This window comes from Vibrio pomeroyi (assembly GCF_024347595.1).
Taxonomy (GTDB): domain Bacteria; phylum Pseudomonadota; class Gammaproteobacteria; order Enterobacterales; family Vibrionaceae; genus Vibrio; species Vibrio pomeroyi.
The window spans coordinates 1,630,524-1,647,257 of the sequence record NZ_AP025506.1 but is presented as its reverse complement, the minus strand read 5'-3'; the positions used below and the strand labels follow the sequence as shown (position 1 = coordinate 1,647,257).

At 41.5% G+C, this 16,734-nt stretch carries 13 protein-coding genes; 1 reads left to right on the top strand and 12 read right to left on the bottom strand.

All coding sequences use genetic code 11. The annotated features are described in order from the left end of the window. Positions 1–11: 11 nt before the first annotated feature. The 8 genes from OCV12_RS07395 to OCV12_RS07360 form a co-directional block, all read right to left on the bottom strand. Entirely contained in the window at positions 12–719 is a 708-nt protein-coding gene (locus tag OCV12_RS07395) for a WecB/TagA/CpsF family glycosyltransferase (RefSeq protein WP_261885786.1), read from the bottom strand. After that, the gene (locus OCV12_RS07390; protein WP_261885785.1) at positions 716–1,591 is read right to left on the bottom strand and encodes a sulfotransferase domain-containing protein; all 876 of its coding nucleotides are present in this window, start codon (positions 1,589–1,591) and stop codon (positions 716–718) included. Before OCV12_RS07390 ends, OCV12_RS07395 begins: the two co-directional genes overlap by 4 nt. Beyond that, positions 1,588–2,469 carry a sulfotransferase domain-containing protein gene (locus tag OCV12_RS07385; RefSeq protein WP_261885784.1) on the bottom strand — a complete coding sequence of 294 codons (882 nt, stop codon included), beginning with the start codon at positions 2,467–2,469 and terminating at the stop codon, positions 1,588–1,590. The genes OCV12_RS07390 and OCV12_RS07385 overlap by 4 nt, the downstream gene beginning before the upstream one ends. Next, on the bottom strand, positions 2,466–3,884 hold the full coding sequence (gene cysN, locus OCV12_RS07380) for a sulfate adenylyltransferase subunit CysN (RefSeq protein WP_261885783.1): 1,419 nt from the start codon (positions 3,882–3,884) through the stop codon (positions 2,466–2,468). Before cysN ends, OCV12_RS07385 begins: the two co-directional genes overlap by 4 nt. Beyond that, the gene (gene cysD, locus OCV12_RS07375) at positions 3,884–4,801 is read right to left on the bottom strand and encodes a sulfate adenylyltransferase subunit CysD (protein WP_261885782.1); all 918 of its coding nucleotides are present in this window, start codon (positions 4,799–4,801) and stop codon (positions 3,884–3,886) included. Before cysD ends, cysN begins: the two co-directional genes overlap by 1 nt. Before the next feature lie 1,520 nt (positions 4,802–6,321). Then, on the bottom strand, positions 6,322–8,559 hold the full coding sequence (locus tag OCV12_RS07370; protein WP_261885781.1) for a GumC family protein: 2,238 nt from the start codon (positions 8,557–8,559) through the stop codon (positions 6,322–6,324). Between the two features lie 71 nt (positions 8,560–8,630). Next, the gene (locus OCV12_RS07365; RefSeq protein ID WP_261885780.1) at positions 8,631–9,215 is read right to left on the bottom strand and encodes a polysaccharide biosynthesis/export family protein; all 585 of its coding nucleotides are present in this window, start codon (positions 9,213–9,215) and stop codon (positions 8,631–8,633) included. A 78-nt stretch (positions 9,216–9,293) separates the two neighbouring features. Beyond that, the gene (locus OCV12_RS07360; RefSeq protein ID WP_261885779.1) at positions 9,294–10,715 is read right to left on the bottom strand and encodes an undecaprenyl-phosphate glucose phosphotransferase; all 1,422 of its coding nucleotides are present in this window, start codon (positions 10,713–10,715) and stop codon (positions 9,294–9,296) included. A gap of 345 nt (positions 10,716–11,060) precedes the next feature. Here OCV12_RS07360 and OCV12_RS07355 point away from each other — a divergent pair, with 345 nt between their 5' ends. Beyond that, on the top strand, positions 11,061–11,300 hold the full coding sequence (locus tag OCV12_RS07355; RefSeq protein ID WP_132761846.1) for a PAS factor family protein: 240 nt from the start codon (positions 11,061–11,063) through the stop codon (positions 11,298–11,300). A gap of 235 nt (positions 11,301–11,535) precedes the next feature. Here the strand turns inward: OCV12_RS07355 and OCV12_RS07350 are convergent, their stop codons facing one another. The 4 genes from OCV12_RS07350 to OCV12_RS07335 all read right to left on the bottom strand — a co-directional run bounded on the left by OCV12_RS07350 (position 11,536) and on the right by OCV12_RS07335 (position 16,462). After that, positions 11,536–13,266: a methyl-accepting chemotaxis protein gene (locus OCV12_RS07350; protein ID WP_261885942.1), complete on the bottom strand. Its 1,731-nt coding sequence runs from the start codon at positions 13,264–13,266 to the stop codon at positions 11,536–11,538. 618 nt (positions 13,267–13,884) lie between these two features. Further along, complete coding sequence (locus OCV12_RS07345) at positions 13,885–14,301, bottom strand: MarR family winged helix-turn-helix transcriptional regulator (protein ID WP_017059185.1); 417 nt, start codon at positions 14,299–14,301, stop codon at positions 13,885–13,887. Then, positions 14,279–15,274: a CDF family Co(II)/Ni(II) efflux transporter DmeF gene (gene dmeF, locus OCV12_RS07340; RefSeq protein WP_261885778.1), complete on the bottom strand. Its 996-nt coding sequence runs from the start codon at positions 15,272–15,274 to the stop codon at positions 14,279–14,281. The genes OCV12_RS07345 and dmeF overlap by 23 nt, the downstream gene beginning before the upstream one ends. 276 nt (positions 15,275–15,550) lie before the next feature. Then, positions 15,551–16,462 (bottom strand): LysR family transcriptional regulator, encoded by a 912-nt coding sequence (locus tag OCV12_RS07335; protein WP_261885777.1) that lies wholly within the window; start codon positions 16,460–16,462, stop codon positions 15,551–15,553. Between the last annotated feature and the right edge of the window lie 272 nt (positions 16,463–16,734).

The following is a 16,734-nucleotide window of genomic DNA, read 5'->3' as shown; positions in this document are numbered from 1 at the left end:
CTAGAAGAACGTTATTGCATTCGTTTATTGAATAGTTCATTTAAAGCCCATTTATAAAAAAACAAATAATCAAACAGATACCTACTTAATATGCGCTTAGGTTCTTTATAAACCCTGTATGCAAACCTAAGATTAAAGTCATTGATTAACTTTGGATAGTACGCTTCATTTTGACCATCTACTATTTGGTCAAAATACCCACCACACGTAATAACTAACTTATCAGGATATTTATTTTTAACCTTTATAGCAAATTCATCTTGATCAGGTGCCCCCATACCAATGACGATCATCTCTGATAAATTCAGACTTCTAATAACTTCATTTTTCTCTTCTTCGCTTTTGAAATATCCACTAAAAGAGTTCTTAACGATATTGTTATACTTATTATTGATTATATCTGCGGCTCTAGATGCAACACCATTTCTTGAACCTACAAAAGAAACTGAAAGAGATCTCTCTTTTGCTTCTGAAAAGAATTTCGGAGCCAAGGAATTACCATCAAATGAATATCTTTTATAATTTTTTTTATAAAGATAATTAGCCATTTTTTGTAAAAGTATTCCGTCTATATAAACACAGTCAAACTGTTTTAGGACATTTAAATAATCCTTGTCTAGTGCAGACAACTTAAAATTATATGGATTAATAAAAGTTATTGATAGTTTTTTATCAATACAACATTCAGGAGAAAACTTGTAAATGTTTCCAATATTCATTTATCTAACCACTCAGGAATTTCATAATCAAATTTTTTCAAGACATCTTTTAATTCTTTGTTACGAAGAGATAAATCAAGTTCGTTATCATTAACTTTTCCACTACTATTGGATACCGTTCTCCTATTAATTAAAAAGTACAAACTCTTACCAAATAATTTTATTTTTTGATGCTTATTCAAATACCACTCAAATGTCTCATATATCTTTTGCGCATATTTTTGCATAATTATACTTCTATAATCAGATGATTGATTAGTATAACCAACCTTGCATTCTACATGACCTACATTCATGACGAGAAGTTTATTAGAAATATAGTCTAGATCATTTAACTTGTTATAATCTAGAACAATCACTTTATCCTTACCAAAAGCTTCAATATAGTTTAATAGGTGCTTGGCATAATCTGATTCGTAATATCCACTATAATGAATCGCTTCCTCAATACTTTCAATATCATCTAATGTTACTTTTATACTTTTATCAAGGTAATCTTTTAAAGTATAACCATCATTAAAAATAACTTTATTTTTTACATGATTGTACAAGGAAACATAACGATCTTTTGGCTCTCTCAAAACACACATTACATATGTATCTTTATCGTTTATCTTATTAGGCAAGATATCAGACAGCATGAAATATGACGGAGTGGCTTCCAATAAAACTTGAGTTTCATTATCAATACAAAAATTTTCATCATAAGACTGTTTCACCTCATGATTCATACCTCTATAAGCAGAGACTCCTCTAGAGTAGTAGTGCAATTCTTTTACTTCAGAAGGAGAAACTTTGCTATCCTTTGAAAGCGAATCGAATATCGAAGTTGTGGCTGTTCTACCAGGTCCAACTATAATCAGTCGTTTCAATTCTTCACCTTTATATAATAGTAGTAAGGGAGTGCAATAACACTTGGTATAATGTTTTTAAATTTTGTCGTGTTTTTTTTCCAATTTTCATCGAGTTTAATATCTACATTATCAACAAATCTCATAGGATTACCCGATATAGAATGAAACACACTATTATTTAAAGAATCATTTCCGCCAGGAAATATAAAAGACTCTACAGAATCCATAACAGAAACAGGATTCTTACAAAGGTCTTCATATATAATCATTTTGTAGTCATCTTTATATTTAAAAGATAATAATCTAGATAGAAAATTAACTCCGACCCAAAGTAAACTTGATTCCAAGTATGAAAACTTATGCATATTTTCTTTATTGTCTGTTTCGGGTCTTGGTACATCTTTAGACCAAGAGTAGGACACTGCTCTCGGGTCCCTCAAAACATGCAAGATTTTAACGTCATAATGTTCCCTAAGCTTATAATAAAGACATGCTCTAACTGGTACTTTAGAGCTGTCAAGTATTACATGCCTTGAACTAGAATTATTTAAAATTGAATCTATTAATTTCTTTTCCTTCCCTATGTACTTTTCATCATCTTCACTAAACCAATTAAAATAAGAAGTAAAGAAAGATCTATTTCTTTGTGTTTTTTTTGACAATAAAGAATATTCAAAAGGATCATCTACAGGAATTTTTTTTATAACTCCATCCCAGAAATTACATTCACGAAAGTAATCATTACAACTACATCTTTCATTATTAATATATCCTCTTTCATATAAAAAACGTAATTCTCCCACATCTACTGAATTTATTCTTTTTGATATGAGCATATTAATCAAACTTGAACCCGACCGACCAAAACCTGTAATCAGAACTATCTTGGGCTTCATATACGTTTACATCCCCACTCTGGAAAGTTAATGACTATATATTCGTTTAACGCCCTCTCTGTAGAGGTATATTCTTTCGTTAGTTCAGATTTTTTTATATTAATATAAGAAGAATTCACCATCCCTGCCCCAACCGTCACATTAGTCATTCGTTCAATCACAACAAATGCACCGGTTTGTTTGATTTGTTTATATAGGTCGACTGAGATTTCTTCGTTTAGGTTGATATCGACGCTGCCGATTGAATTAAGCTCTAGCTTGGTAAACTCATTATCAGATTTAATTTGAAGTGTATTAACATCGACTTCATGGTTAATAGCTGTCACTCGTCCATTTACTGATTTGGATGCAAACTTAAATAGATATTCTTTGTTCGTTTGTAACGGTACTTCACCCATCCAAACCATATTTGCTCGTAATGAATCGCTTACTGTTGGTAGGTTGTTGCTGTGTACAAGCACATCACCACGGCTGACGTCGATTTCGTCATTTAGCGTAATAGTTACCGCGTCACCTGAAATTGCATTTTCCAACTCACCTTCAAACGTCACAATGCTTTTTACTGTGCTTTGCTTGCCTGATGGCATTGCCGTGATTAGATCACCCGGTCGAACCACACCAGAGGCGATGCTTCCGCAAAAACCACGAAAATCTAGGTTAGGGCGATTTACGTATTGCACTGGCATACGGAAGTCATCTAGGTTTTTATCTTGCTCAACTTTTACCGTTTCAAGTAGCTTCATTAGCGTTGCACCTGGGTACCAATCCATGTACTCGCTTGGTGTTACTACGTTGTCGCCGTTTAGGGCCGAAATAGGAACAAAACGCAAATCTTGAATATCCAGCTCTTTGGCCATTTCACGGTAATCGGCTTTAATCTTCTGGAATACTTCTTGGCTGTATGCCATTAAGTCCATTTTGTTGATAGCAACAATAATGTGCTTGATACCCAGCAAAGAACAAATGTAACTGTGACGACGCGTTTGAGTTTGAATGCCGTGGCGTGCGTCTACCATTACAATGGCTAAGTCACAGGTTGAAGCGCCTGTTGCCATGTTGCGTGTGTATTGCTCGTGCCCTGGGGTGTCGGCAATAATGAATTTACGCTTGTCTGTCGAGAAGTAACGGTAAGCAACATCAATGGTGATGCCCTGCTCACGTTCGCTTTGCAAACCGTCAACCAATAGTGCTAAGTCAAACTCTTTGTCCGTTGTGTTGAACTTTTGGGAGTCTTTTTCGATGGCTGCCATTTGATCTTCGTAGATCAACTTTGAGTCAAACAATAAACGGCCGATAAGGGTCGATTTACCATCGTCTACTGAGCCACAAGTAATGAAGCGCATTAGATCTTTGTTTTCATGTTGCTTTAGGTACGATTCAATGTCTGAAGCGATTAGGTCTGATGCGTGGCTCATTAGAAGTATCCCTCACGTTTTTTCTTTTCCATCGAGCCAGACGAGTCGTGGTCGATAGCGCGGCCTTGGCGTTCTGATGTTGTGGTTAACAGCATCTCTTGAATGATTTCTGGTAGTGTTCCAGCTTCTGACTCCACAGCGCCGGTTAGTGGGTAACAACCAAGCGTACGGAAGCGAACCATTTTGTGTTGTACTTCTTCGTTTTCTTCAATTGGCATACGCTCATCGTCGACCATGATTAACATGCCGTCACGTTCTACCACTGGGCGTTTTTCAGAAAGGTACAAAGGTACAATCTCGATGCTTTCTAGGTAGATGTATTGCCAGATGTCTAGCTCAGTCCAATTTGATAGTGGGAATACACGGATAGATTCGCCTTTGTCGACTTTACCGTTGTAGACGTTCCACAGTTCTGGGCGCTGGTTTTTAGGGTCCCAACGGTGGTGTTTGTCTCGGAATGAGTACACGCGTTCTTTAGCACGAGACTTTTCTTCGTCGCGGCGAGCGCCACCGAATGCTGCATCAAAGCCGTATTTATCTAGTGCTTGCTTAAGACCCTGAGTCTTCATGATGTCGGTGTGCTTAGAGCTACCGTGAACGAATGGGTTAATGCCCATTTCGATGCCTTCAGGGTTTTGGTGAACGATGAGGTCCATGCCGACTTTTTCAGCCATTTGGTCACGAAACTGGATCATCTCTTTGAATTTCCAGTTTGTGTCTACGTGCATTAGTGGGAACGGAGGCTTCCCAGGTGCAAATGCTTTACGAGCAAGGTGCAGCATTACTGCTGAGTCTTTACCTACTGAATAGAGCATTACTGGATTATCAAACTCAGCAGCGACTTCGCGGATGATGTGGATCGATTCCGCTTCAAGCTGCTTGAGATGCGTTCTTCTTGTTTGATCTAAGACTGTCATTACGTTGTTACTGCCTTTGGTCTTGTCGTCCCTAATATCAGTATTAGGTACGAATTTTGAATTCGATAATTGTTGCTTTGGCCTGTTCAACCTTGATGTATGCGCTTCAAGGTCAGAGGCTAGGAGCAGATTCCCTATTACGCTCGTCCCTCGCTTTAGGGAATGACGAGCATGTTGTTTTTTGGCTCCATAGTCATCCTCGAGAAGGAAGGACGACTGAGTCGGGGATCTCCTAACCAAGAGCGAAATTCTCTATCACGTTCGTTCCTCACTGTAGGGAGTGACGAGCTATGTATTGCTTTGACTCAACCATCATCCTCGACAAGGAGAACGACTGAGTCGAGGTTCTCCGACCCCAGAGCGAGATTCCCTATCGCGTTCGTCCCTCACTGTAGGGAATGACGTGTTTGGTGTTATTCCTCTCTAAGGGTGTACGCCGATTGTGACGCATCCCCCACCGTCATCCTCGAGAAGGAGGAACGACTGAGTCGGGGATCTCTAAACCAAGAGCGAGATTCCCTATCACGCTCGTCCCTCGCTTTAGGGAATGACGAACTGTGTATTGCTTTGACTCCTCCGTCATCCTCGAGAAGAAGCAACGACTGAGTTAGGGGTCTCCGAACCAAGAGCGAGATTCCCTATCACGTTCGTTCCTCACTGTAGGGAATGACGTATATTGTCGTCCCCCGCTGTAGGGAATGACGAATTTGGTCTTGTTCCTCTCTAAAGGTGGACGCCAAATGTAACACTGACCCCTCCGTCATCCTCGAGAAGGAGGAACGACTGAGTCGGGGATCTCCAACTCAAGAGCGAGATTCCCTATCACACTCGTTCCTCGCTGCAGGGAATGACGTGTGTTGTCGTTCCTTGCTGTAGGGAATGACGAATTTGGTCATTAGGTATGCTACCGCCCTTAGGTTTCAGCCCCTAATCCGCTATCAAATCTTTCTAGTTGTCATTCTTTGCAGCTGATTGGCTGCTTTACTCATCAATGTGCTAGAAGCGTTTTTCATACTCACTACACTATTTATGTAATGAGCACTCCTGTTAACAGGTTCTTTGTTTTGCTTGCTTCTTTTTGATGGAGTAGATTCTATTGCGTATTAGGTACGCTGTAAAGCACTTATTGCGTATCTGGTACTCTTTTTTTTAATTTGATAGTTACGGTGAGTATCTTTTTCTCTTTAACTCACTGTTTTATGAAGTTAAAGTCAAAAATCAACCACTGTTAAGATATTGAAGATAGGGCTCTTGATGAAAGGGATAGGCTGTGATTCGAGTATTTCAGGCTCTTGAGGTAAGGCTAAGCAAAGTATCTAAGTCCCCCCCTCGGTGTTGTGACATAAAAAAGGCCAAGCTGGTTGCTTGGCCTTTGGAACGGTCTTTATTCGGTGCTCTATTTCGATATGCAGTTGTGTGGCGGCTACTGCCCATAGTCTCAGTACCTGAACCGAGAATTGGCCAGCCTACTCTTCCATCAACTCACGCAGCCCGATTAAAGCACTTACAGATATTACTTATTACGCTTCTTTAGCTAAGTGGTTGTCACCATAGCTGCCGTAGTAACCACCGTAGCCGTATTCGTTCTTTAAGGCTTTTTCGGTGACTTGGTTAATCACAATACCGTCTATTTTAATATTGTGCGTCATGAAGCGTGCTAGCGTATTTCTTACACTTGCGATGCGTGTGCTGTTCGCTTTCACCACTACAGTGATAGAACCAACTAAACGGCTGATTACCATGCTATCGGCTACCGGCAGTGTTGGCGGTGTATCAATGATGATGCGATCAAACTGGCCGTCTAACTGTTCTAACATGGTAGCGAAACCTTCAGAGGTTAGAAGCTCTTGCGGGTTAGGCGTTAACATACCTGCTGGTAAAATGGTTAAACCAGATTGCTCGTCTTTATGTAAGCAGCTTTCTATCGAATCACCCATTAATAGGTGATTGGTAATGCCCTGTTGGAACTTCTTCAAGCCAAAGCGTTCTGCGATTGCGGGTTTACGTAAGTCACCATCAATTAATAGTGTGCGCTCTACTTGCGCATACGCCATTGCTAAGTTAATCGAGGTTGTAGTTTTACCCTCACCAGGTAGTGAAGACGTTACCGCAATACGTTTGTTCGGGTTGTGCATTTTAGACAGCGTGAGCGCAGTACGGATAGAACGTACCGATTCACTGAACGAGTTAGCGTCTTTCTCAAAGTACAAGGCTTTGTCTAAGGCTTTGTTTTTGTACTGCTTGAGAGAAATTTTAGGAATGCCACCCAAAGGGATAAGGCCAAAGCGATCTTCAAAGTTTTTCACTGATTCTACTGTGTTACGCAATGCGTCTAACAAGAACACCATCACTACTGCAAAACCAATACTTGCTACTAAAGATAGTGCGATAATCAGCCCTTTCTTTGGTGCTGCCGCTTGTTGTGGGATCATTGCGTAGTCGGTAAAGCGTGCACTTTCTGCCGCGAAGTCGCTGGTTGCTGATGTCTCTTTTTGACGCGACAAGAACAGGTTAAATACGTCGCGATTGGTTTTTACTTCACGCTTAAGTGCTTCAAACTGGCGTTTTTTAACAGAGATGTTTTGGTACGCATCTTTTTTTGCTTTTAGCTCTGCAGTTAATAGGCGCTCTTGCTCACTTACCGATTTGCGCTCTTGGTCGATACCGTTCACTAACTCACGTACAACTGAATTAAGTTGCTTGTCTAAAGAGCGTACTTTTGCGGTTGCCGCTTTCATGTCTTCATGCGCTGGGCCGTAACGTTTTGCCAGCTCACTCAATTCTTTTTCAGCAACGATTTTCTCTTCTTTTAGTGCAAGTACTTGTGGGTGCTTAGACACTAAAGGAATAGAAATAAACGACGCGTTAGTTTTACCTTGCGCTGCTTTAAGCGTGCTGTATGAAGATTCAATTTCGATTCTTCTGTCAGTAATTTCAGTTAAGCGTTGTGTTAGGTTGCTGATGGTTGCACGAGCTTGTGCGTCAATACCGCCTTCCACGCCGCTGTCGTCAACTAGCTTCTCTTTTGCTAAAAAGTCCGTTAGCGCAGTTTCTGAATCTTTCAGTTGTTCTTTCAGCTCAGCAAGTCGGCTAGTGATCCAATGTGAAGCTTGTTGAGTTGCGCCTAAGCTCGCCTCTAGATTCTGATTGATGTAGGCCTCGCCCACAGCATTCGCAATTTGCGCTGCCAATTTTGGATCTTCCGATTCAAAGCTGATTTTCACTAGCTGAGTTTTACGAATCGGCGAAATGGTTAAGCGATCTTTAAATGCATCTAGCACTTCTTGGCGAATTGCTTCTTGTGCGTCTTCTTCGCTGATTGGCGCAGTATCACGGTAAGCATCAAATACTGGCAGCGATTTTACTATATCCACCAGCTGTTCTTTTAAAGATGGCTCAGTGCTTAGTGATGCGTTGAACTCTAGCTTATTCGTTAGACCAAGTTTGTCGATCACACGTTCGGCGATCTGGTTTGATTTTAGAATTTCAAACTGAGTCAGGTAGTACTCTTTTTGACTTGAATCGATTCCGACCACTTCTTCAATTGAAACGGCTTTCTTTTGCTCAGATTCAATCAATAGTGTTGCGGTAGCTACATATTTAGATGTAAGCGAAAACACCACCAGTGTGGTTAATATGGTAACCACTAAAGAGAACATAGTGATTTTTAACCAGTTCTGCTTGAGCAATATGATGTATTTCCCGAGATCGATAATCTCTTCGTTGTTGAGCTTATTTTCTTTAGAGAGCAATTGCATAGCGAGTTGTATTCTCAATAAATTTAAATGAAATGGGTGCGTGAGGTTCTGGTTTTAACGCGATTTGACTATTACCAAAATGAACCAATGACGTGCAACGTATCGCCCGGCTTAATCTTCTGATACAGCGCTACTTCGTCTTCTGTGTCGCTTTCAAACGCCTTTGATAGCTCTTCAGACGTATAACCTTCATATTCACCTTCTGATATCAGGTAAACCTTGGCACTGCGACGGTATTTGGTTAACACACCACCCGCTAAAGAGATCGCCTCTTGTACAGTCAGGTCTGGTTCGTATTCATAACCGCCTGGCTTATTCACTAGGCCGTTAACGTAGATATTGCGGTATTCAACAATCGATACGTTCACTTTTGGATTGATCAGCACGTTGCCTTTCAAGCCTTTGGTGATCTCTTGTTGAAGCTGTTCTAGCGTTTTACCGCCTAGGGTAATTTTTCCTAGGTATGGGTAATCGACCGTTTCGCGGTTATCGATTTTAAGTTCTTCAATCGTTAGGTTGTCTTCTCCGTACACAGTAATGCTGATCGTGTCGCCAGCAGTTAGTGTGTAAAGAGTCGGATCGGCTTTTGCGTGGATTACGGTAGATGCAAACACGGTTAGCATTACCACTAAAGAACCATATAGCTTTTTAAACATGTTCATGCTCGTTTCGTTGTTAAATTAAGAATTAGAGCCTGTTCAATCAACAGGCTAAATTGCGTTGGTGATAAGTAGTTAATAAGCCGTTTTACCGACGAAGCCTTTGAATACCGTCATCACTATGATTTTGATATCCAACCAAAGAGACCAAGTGCGGATGTATTTCAGGTCGTACTCGACGCGCTTTTCCATCTTTTCGATTGTGTCTGTTTCGCCTCGGTAGCCACTCACTTGTGCTAAGCCAGTGATCCCCGGCTTCACTTTGTGGCGAAGCATATATTTACCTACAATTTGGCGATACTCTTCGTTATGTGCCACTGCATGTGGTCTTGGCCCAACTATCGACATACGGCCCTGCAAAACGTTGATGAACTGGGGTAGCTCATCAAGTGAGGTTTTGCGAATAAAAGCGCCAAACTTCGTCACTCGCGGGTCGTTCTTTGTCGCTTGTTTCACAACTGATCCATTATCTTGTGTGCTCATTGAACGGAATTTCCAAATCAAGATTTCTTTTCCATCAAGCCCATAACGCTTCTGTTTGAAGATAATTGGCCCTGGCGAACTTAGCTTCACACCAATAGAGACAGCGGCGAGCACTGGTGATATAAGGGTTAAGATAAGGGTCGAAGCCACAACGTCTTCAATACGTTTAATAACTGTTCGCACGCCATTGAATGGTGTGTCATGCACGCTTACGGTTGGTACACCATTAATGGTTCGCCAACGCGACTGCATTAAGTCGAACGTTTGTAAGTTCGGAACAACATAAACACGAGCGGTCGAATCCGAGAACTCTTCAACCAAGGCTTTCACCTTTTCTGTACCCAATGGTTGCAACGCGATAAAAACGTGTTTGAAGTTTCTTTCTTTAGCTAGAACCAACGCTTGTTTAATATCGCCTTTGATCGGATAAGCCACGACTCCATCAGTTGCGCTCGCTGCTTGTTGGTTAGTGCTCGTTTCTGTGTCATCGTAAATACCCTCAAAAGTTAAAATTGAATCTCGTTTTTCAAGTGCTCCTGCCATGTGATAGCCCGCTTCAGTCGCTCCGATGACGATGGCTTTGTTTTGATACTGGTTTTGCGCAAATCGCTTTTGTTTGCTTAATCGTGTCAGCGCACGGGCAGAAACCATGAAATATGGCACTGCCATTAACCAAATCGCGATCACAACTCTAGAATGGACTTCTGATCGCTTAGCGAAAAAAGCCAACATGAGAATAACCAATACCGTCATGGCCCAACACATAGTGAGTCGCTGAGTCTTTTGATAAGTGGTCGTAAAATCTTGATTGCGGTATAGCTCAAAGCTCTGAGCAAACAACAAATAAATCACGCAGCCTAAACCAGCCAGAATGAAGTAGTTCTTTGGGATGTTTCCTAAGTACAACCAACTTGCTGTGAGCAATGTCGTAACGATGATAAGTAAGTCCAACATTTTGTGAGCGACGATACTTTCGTATTCACCATTTTGTATCTGATTTTCTTTTGAAATCATTTTTTCCAAGCCAATTCAAGATGATACATCCACTTAAGATGTCTTCTACACGCTAACAACTTGTTAAACATGCTTTCGATTTTCGAGCTTTGGCAGTGCCCTTCCGCTGTTAACTTGACCAAACTCTAACTTGGCCATGATATTAATGCGTATTTAGTACGCTGTAAAGGCATTATTTGTACTCAGTACGCATTAGGCCATTATTGCATAGAATCTTTGATTCAACGCCATTGCTGTATTGAACTTAATTCATCCCATTAAATATTATTGTATGATTTATATCACAGTAAAAAGAACACCAATGATCATAAAATAAGCATCCCCCACTCAAAGATAAAGATGCGAATGAACACGACTACAACTCTCATTTATGACACTTTAAAAGGCCTTGCTGCCCAGGCTCCTGAGCAACATGCCGAGATCCGCCAGCGATTATATGAGCAATTAAGCTTGCCGTTTAACCAACAACTTTCCTTATATGCCAATGTGTTAGGGCCTATCAGTTCAGGAAAGTTGTCGGGCTGCGACAATATTGATAAAGCTGTAGGTTTAGCGCTCGAAGTCTTAGAAGGCAGAAGTAAGTAAGCAACGTTGATTATACAATCTACATAATCGCTTAACTAAGCAACACTCAAACGACCCTGCTCCTCCCCCCTTGGGTCGTTTCTTCAAACCTCATTCTTATATTCTAGTCATACTTATCTACTGACTCTTTTTATTCCCTACCGTATAAGTTTACCCAACACATTAGTTCTTAAATGCCAGACAAAAAAAAGGCGCAGATGATCCGCGCCTTAGGTATTAGTTGGTTATGTTGAGCTTACGAAGTCTTGAACTGTGCTACGGCTTGGTCCATATCATTCGCTTGCTCTGCGACTTTATCGACTTCAATCAAACAGTGTTGAGCTGAAGCATTGTTGTCATTCGAGATGGTGTTCAACTCTGTGATTGAATCACTCACTTGTGCCATCACTGCGCCCTGCTCTTCAATCGCTGATGCAATACGTTCAGAGTTACCTTGAATACTCTCCATGTCACTTAAGATCAGCTGTAGGCTGGCATCTAGCTCTTCAGAATCTTTCAGAGTTAATTGGCCTTGTTGGTTACACTCGCCAATCTCGGTCATTGAAGCGTTCATTTGGCTTTGGATCGCAGTAACAACACTGGTGATTTCAGTAGTTGATTGATGCGTTCTGCTTGCCAATGCACGTACTTCGTCTGCTACAACGGCAAAGCCTCGACCTTGCTCACCCGCACGTGCCGCTTCGATCGCTGCATTCAATGCCAGCAGGTTGGTTTGTTCTGCAATACCTTGGATAATGTTTACTGCATCGCCGATTTGATCAACATGATGGTTCAGTGAGCTGATTGAGTCTTGGCTGCTTGATAGACGTTCAGACAACTGAGTAATATTGTTGATGGTATCGACAACCACTTCACGGCCTTTATCTGCATTCACTTTCGCTTGATGAACCCCTTCAGCCGCAACCGACGTACTTTCCGAGATTTCACCAATCGTCAGCACCATCTCTTGTACGGATGTGGTCATGGTCGAGGTGTGGTTCGCTTGAACCTCAAACTGTTTGATCACTGACTCTAGCTCATCATGCATATTCGAAGTGCTTTGAGTTAGTTGTAGAGATTTAGACTGAGACGCAGCAATCAAACCTTCAAGTTGGTCCAACAGTTGGTTGAAGTACTCGCCTAACGTACCCAGTTCATCTTTGCCATTTTCAGTTGAACGGATAGACACATCATTTGAGTCAACAATATTGCGAATGACTGAAAGCAGAGACTCAATCTTACCGACGATAGAACGAACGATTAACCAGCTAAACAAGATGATCGATGCCAGTACCGCAAGACATAAGATGTTGTTGATGAGAGAAAGTCGGTCCATCAGCTGTTGGGTTTCTTGCTCAAGTACCGCAGAGAACTCTTTGAACTGAGTTTCAATTGCATGAGAGCCAGAGCGTGTTTCACCCAATAAGCCAACGTTGTGTTTTAAACCGATAACTTGCTTTTGTTCGACCACTTGCTTTGCCGCTTCTATTAAAGCACCAGAGTTCGCCGCCATTGCACTTGAAGTAAGAGAAAGAACACTCGGATCAAACTCACCCTTTTCGATCAGATCGTTAAACAGATACAACTCAACTTTTTGGTCGCCAGTGACTTGCGCACTGATGGTATCTAAAATCTCGTGGAATTGACCAAGTAGGCCTTTGTCTCTCGCTAAACCATACACTTCCGTGGCTCTTACTAGGTTCACGAAGCTTGTGTGGTAGGTTTCGATGTCTTCACGTAAATGCGTGCTGTTGACCAAATCCAAGTCACTAAGAATGGTGGCGAGCTGAGATTCAGACGCTAAGAATTTGTTGTAGTTTTGGTCAAATTTATCAAGGTATTTCATGTCGCTACGCAATAAGAAATCCTTCTCATTGCGTCGCAGGTTTAACAAGCGAACCTCTAGTTCTTTAGTCACTAACTTGGCTTCGCTCATTTTAGCGCTAGTGTCTGCAAAATGTGAGGTGGTGAACAGCAATGAAATCATGCCGAAAATGGAAAACATTCCCAATGAATAGAGCTTTTTCTTTATATTCATATATGTGACTCGTCTTTACTAAATTAACTATGAGTATCTAAATAAATCGCATCGAAGATTGGGTATCCAACTCGCGCGACCTGATTATTGTTATGGTTTTTATATCGATAATGAGCATCTAAAGCTGTGGCTTCTGAGTCCACTAGCTATAACGCTCTTAATTGCATTTAAACAGCAAATGAAGCAGCCCTCTAAAGTTAAATTTATCAATAACACAATTTTATTACATGTACATTAGTTGAATGATAAAAGTGAGAGACAGCTATTTGACGGAGCGTAAACGCCTGAACACCTTGCTATGTAAGGCTTTGAATTAAAACACTTTGGCCGATTATTGAACGAATAGTTATAAATGACATTTTTTTGGCTCAGTATCTAAGTAAGAGCGAAGAGCAATATTGGAGGTTTTGACTTGGTTTTTAAACGATGAATCCATCGGTCGGTGATTGTACTATTGAGCGTAAACGGCGAAAAAAATGGACCTACTCAATTCGAGTCAGGTCCATTTTTTGATTTCTTAGTCAATCGCTTTGAAGCTAATAAGTTAGAGTGTGAAACTAAGGCTGACTAAAACGCTTTTACCATCTTAGTCAGGCATTTTAGCAATACGGCTTTCTCATCTTCTTCGATGTCTTGCGTTAACTCATTAACAAGGTTCAAGTGAAGTTGGTTGTGATGAACGTGGATCTTCTGACCTTCATCGGTCAATGCCACCACAATCGCACGACGATCCGTTGGGTGCTCATGGCGTTCAATCAACTCCGCCTTAACCAACTTCTCAATTTGAACAGTAAGTGTGCCAGTAGTGATGCCTAGCTTTTCTGCTAGCTCTTTCATTCTTAACGCACCATGCATACCAAGCACTTCGATGGTATGTACTTGTGCTAAGGAATAACCCGTTTCTTTGACAACAGATTGCTCCCACGAAGACATTTTATCGTAGAACTCAGTCAGTATTTGATTAAGCTGTTCTATATTTCGCATGGCCGTTTGAGTGCACTTCAAGAGTAAGATGATTAATCTTATCAAACTTGGCGAGCATTTGTTTATATTCAGAGACGCTTTTATCGCTGTTTGATTCAAGAGTAATCGCCGCTGAGTAGTGATGCCCGCTCACCTTCCACATGTGTAAGTCGGTTACGGCAGCATAAGGAGCTAAGGCTTCAGTTATGCCGTTTCGATACTCATCGTCAATATTCTGATCGAGTAAGATTGGACTTGTCTGTTTCATAAGGTTCATTGTCCATTTGGCAATCACAACCGCACCAACCATACCCATTGCGGCATCCAACCAGTTCCAACCGTAAAACTTACCAAATAGTAGAGCAACGATCGCTAACAGAGAAGTCAATGTATCAGCCAAGACGTGCATGTAGGCCGCACGCAAGTTGTGATCGTGATGGTGCCCTTTGTGCTCTGCGTGTTCTTGATGTCCTTCATGTTGATGATTGTGGCTGTGTCCCTTATGTTCAGAATGAGAGTGTTCGTGTCCATGATGATGTCCGTGGTCATGATGATGATCCCCTAGCAAAAACATACTCACGACATTCACTGTCAAACCAATACACGCAACAATAATCGCTTCATTAAACTGAATAGCCTGTGGGTTGAACAAGCGATGTACTGACTCCACCAGCATCAACAACGCCACAATACCCAATGCTATCGCACTGGTGTAACCGCCTAATACACTGACTTTGCCCGTACCGAAAGAGAAACGTTCACTGTCAGCATGCTTCTTGGCGTAACGGTATGCGAACAAGGTAATACCAAACGCTGCTGCATGCGTTCCCATGTGCCAGCCATCAGCAAGCAGCGCCATAGAACCGTAAATAGTACCGGCAATAATCTCGACAACCATGGTGACGACAGTTAACAAGAGAACGTAGAAAGTGCGTTTTTCACCTTGTTGATTGTGTGAAGAGAAGTTGTGTTGATGGCGTGTTGGAGAACTCAAAATAGCATCCTTAGCTCGTGTTGATAGTGATACGATCTTTCTTAAGAAGATAACTTTGATTAACAAATAGCTTGACAATCAAAGCAATTAATTGAAATTTAGTTTGATAATCAAACTTTGTCAACGATGAATTTTGAGGCTCTGATTTACAGAAGGAATGAATGACGCGAGCTTTAAGTTATTTTTATAGCCTATTGCTCTGAGCAAGACGATGCTTTACCGACACAAAAAAGCCCACACGCGGTGGGCTTAGATAGATCTGACTGAAAGATGGAATTATTGGTTTTGCAACAGGGTAATCTCATCATTCACCCAGCCTAATAGTTGCTTGGTCGCTTTCGACAAGACTTGATTCTGCCTCACGATGTAGCCAAGGCTGGTGCTAGAGAAATTCATCAATGGTGTCACTTTGGATTTCAGGTGCTGCTTGGTTGATATCGCAAACTCAGGAATGATAGCGACCCCAAACCCCGCTTCTGCCCAGTCGATTTGAGCATCTACACTCCCTACTTCCATAACTCTGTGATTAGGTAGGTTTAAGCTTGGTAAACCTTCATCGATGAAGTCACGTGTTCTCGTATCATGACCCAGTAGAATCAAAGTCAATTCCGCTTCTGCACCTTCATCTTCGGACTCACTTTCTATCGAATTATTTGCGCTTTGGATATCCAATCCATCGCCGAGTGCACACCATGAAAGCTCTTGCAGTTTGGTAAAATAAAGCGACTCGTTTTGCTGTTCTTTCGCAATCACGAACCCAAGATCTGCCTGAGCATTCTTAACTAAGCTCGATGCCTGAGACGACGTGGTATTCAACAAAGTTAAGTCGATACCCGGATATTGCGCTTTGAACTTCTGGAAAGGACGAATCAACAAGAATCGAGAAATGATGTCACTCACGGCAATGGTTAATGTCCCTATTTTAAGGTCGTTAATCGCATTGAGATCGGCCTGACAAATTTGCAGTTCGAGTAACGTTCTTTGGCTTGTCTCTAATAACCGCTCGCCCGCTTGAGTCAGTTGAAATGGGCTTCGCTCTATCAACTTGATGCGTGTTTGTTGTTCTAACTGCTTTAGATGCAAGCTCACATTAGGCTGCGTCATGTGTAGTGCATTAGCCGCTTTCCCGAAATGTTTGTACTCCGCGAGCGTCACAAACGTTTTCAACAAATTGATATCAAGCATCATGTCCTCTCTTTTGTCACTTACACATCTTCTAAAGTGAAGGATATCCTCACCTCGTCATTCCTACAGTGAGGGACTACCCCGCCCCGTCATTCCCTATAGTGAGGAACGAACGTGATAGGGAATCTCGCTTATGGTTGAGATTCCTGATACCTCGTTCCTCGGTTCTGGAATGACGCCAAGAAATCGAGCTAACGTTAGGTTCGTCACTTTCGACCACAAGGCACTACAATCGCATCGGTTTCCACTACAAGGTATACCCCACATCGTCATTC

What these genes read in the sequence shown, in the direction of transcription:
- OCV12_RS07395 (WP_261885786.1), bottom strand. Translation starts at nt 719, where the DNA reads ATGAATATTGGAAACATTTACAAGTTTTCTCCTGAATGTTGTATTGAT.
- OCV12_RS07385 (WP_261885784.1), bottom strand. Translation starts at nt 2,469, where the DNA reads ATGAAGCCCAAGATAGTTCTGATTACAGGTTTTGGTCGGTCGGGTTCA.
- cysN (WP_261885783.1), bottom strand. Translation starts at nt 3,884, where the DNA reads ATGAGCCACGCATCAGACCTAATCGCTTCAGACATTGAATCGTACCTA.
- cysD (WP_261885782.1), bottom strand. Translation starts at nt 4,801, where the DNA reads ATGACAGTCTTAGATCAAACAAGAAGAACGCATCTCAAGCAGCTTGAA.
- OCV12_RS07370 (WP_261885781.1), bottom strand. Translation starts at nt 8,559, where the DNA reads ATGCAATTGCTCTCTAAAGAAAATAAGCTCAACAACGAAGAGATTATC.
- OCV12_RS07365 (WP_261885780.1), bottom strand. Translation starts at nt 9,215, where the DNA reads ATGTTTAAAAAGCTATATGGTTCTTTAGTGGTAATGCTAACCGTGTTT.
- OCV12_RS07360 (WP_261885779.1), bottom strand. Translation starts at nt 10,715, where the DNA reads ATGATTTCAAAAGAAAATCAGATACAAAATGGTGAATACGAAAGTATC.
- OCV12_RS07355 (WP_132761846.1), top strand. Translation starts at nt 11,061, where the DNA reads ATGAACACGACTACAACTCTCATTTATGACACTTTAAAAGGCCTTGCT.
- OCV12_RS07350 (WP_261885942.1), bottom strand. Translation starts at nt 13,266, where the DNA reads ATGATTTCATTGCTGTTCACCACCTCACATTTTGCAGACACTAGCGCT.
- OCV12_RS07345 (WP_017059185.1), bottom strand. Translation starts at nt 14,301, where the DNA reads ATGCGAAATATAGAACAGCTTAATCAAATACTGACTGAGTTCTACGAT.
- OCV12_RS07335 (WP_261885777.1), bottom strand. Translation starts at nt 16,462, where the DNA reads ATGATGCTTGATATCAATTTGTTGAAAACGTTTGTGACGCTCGCGGAG.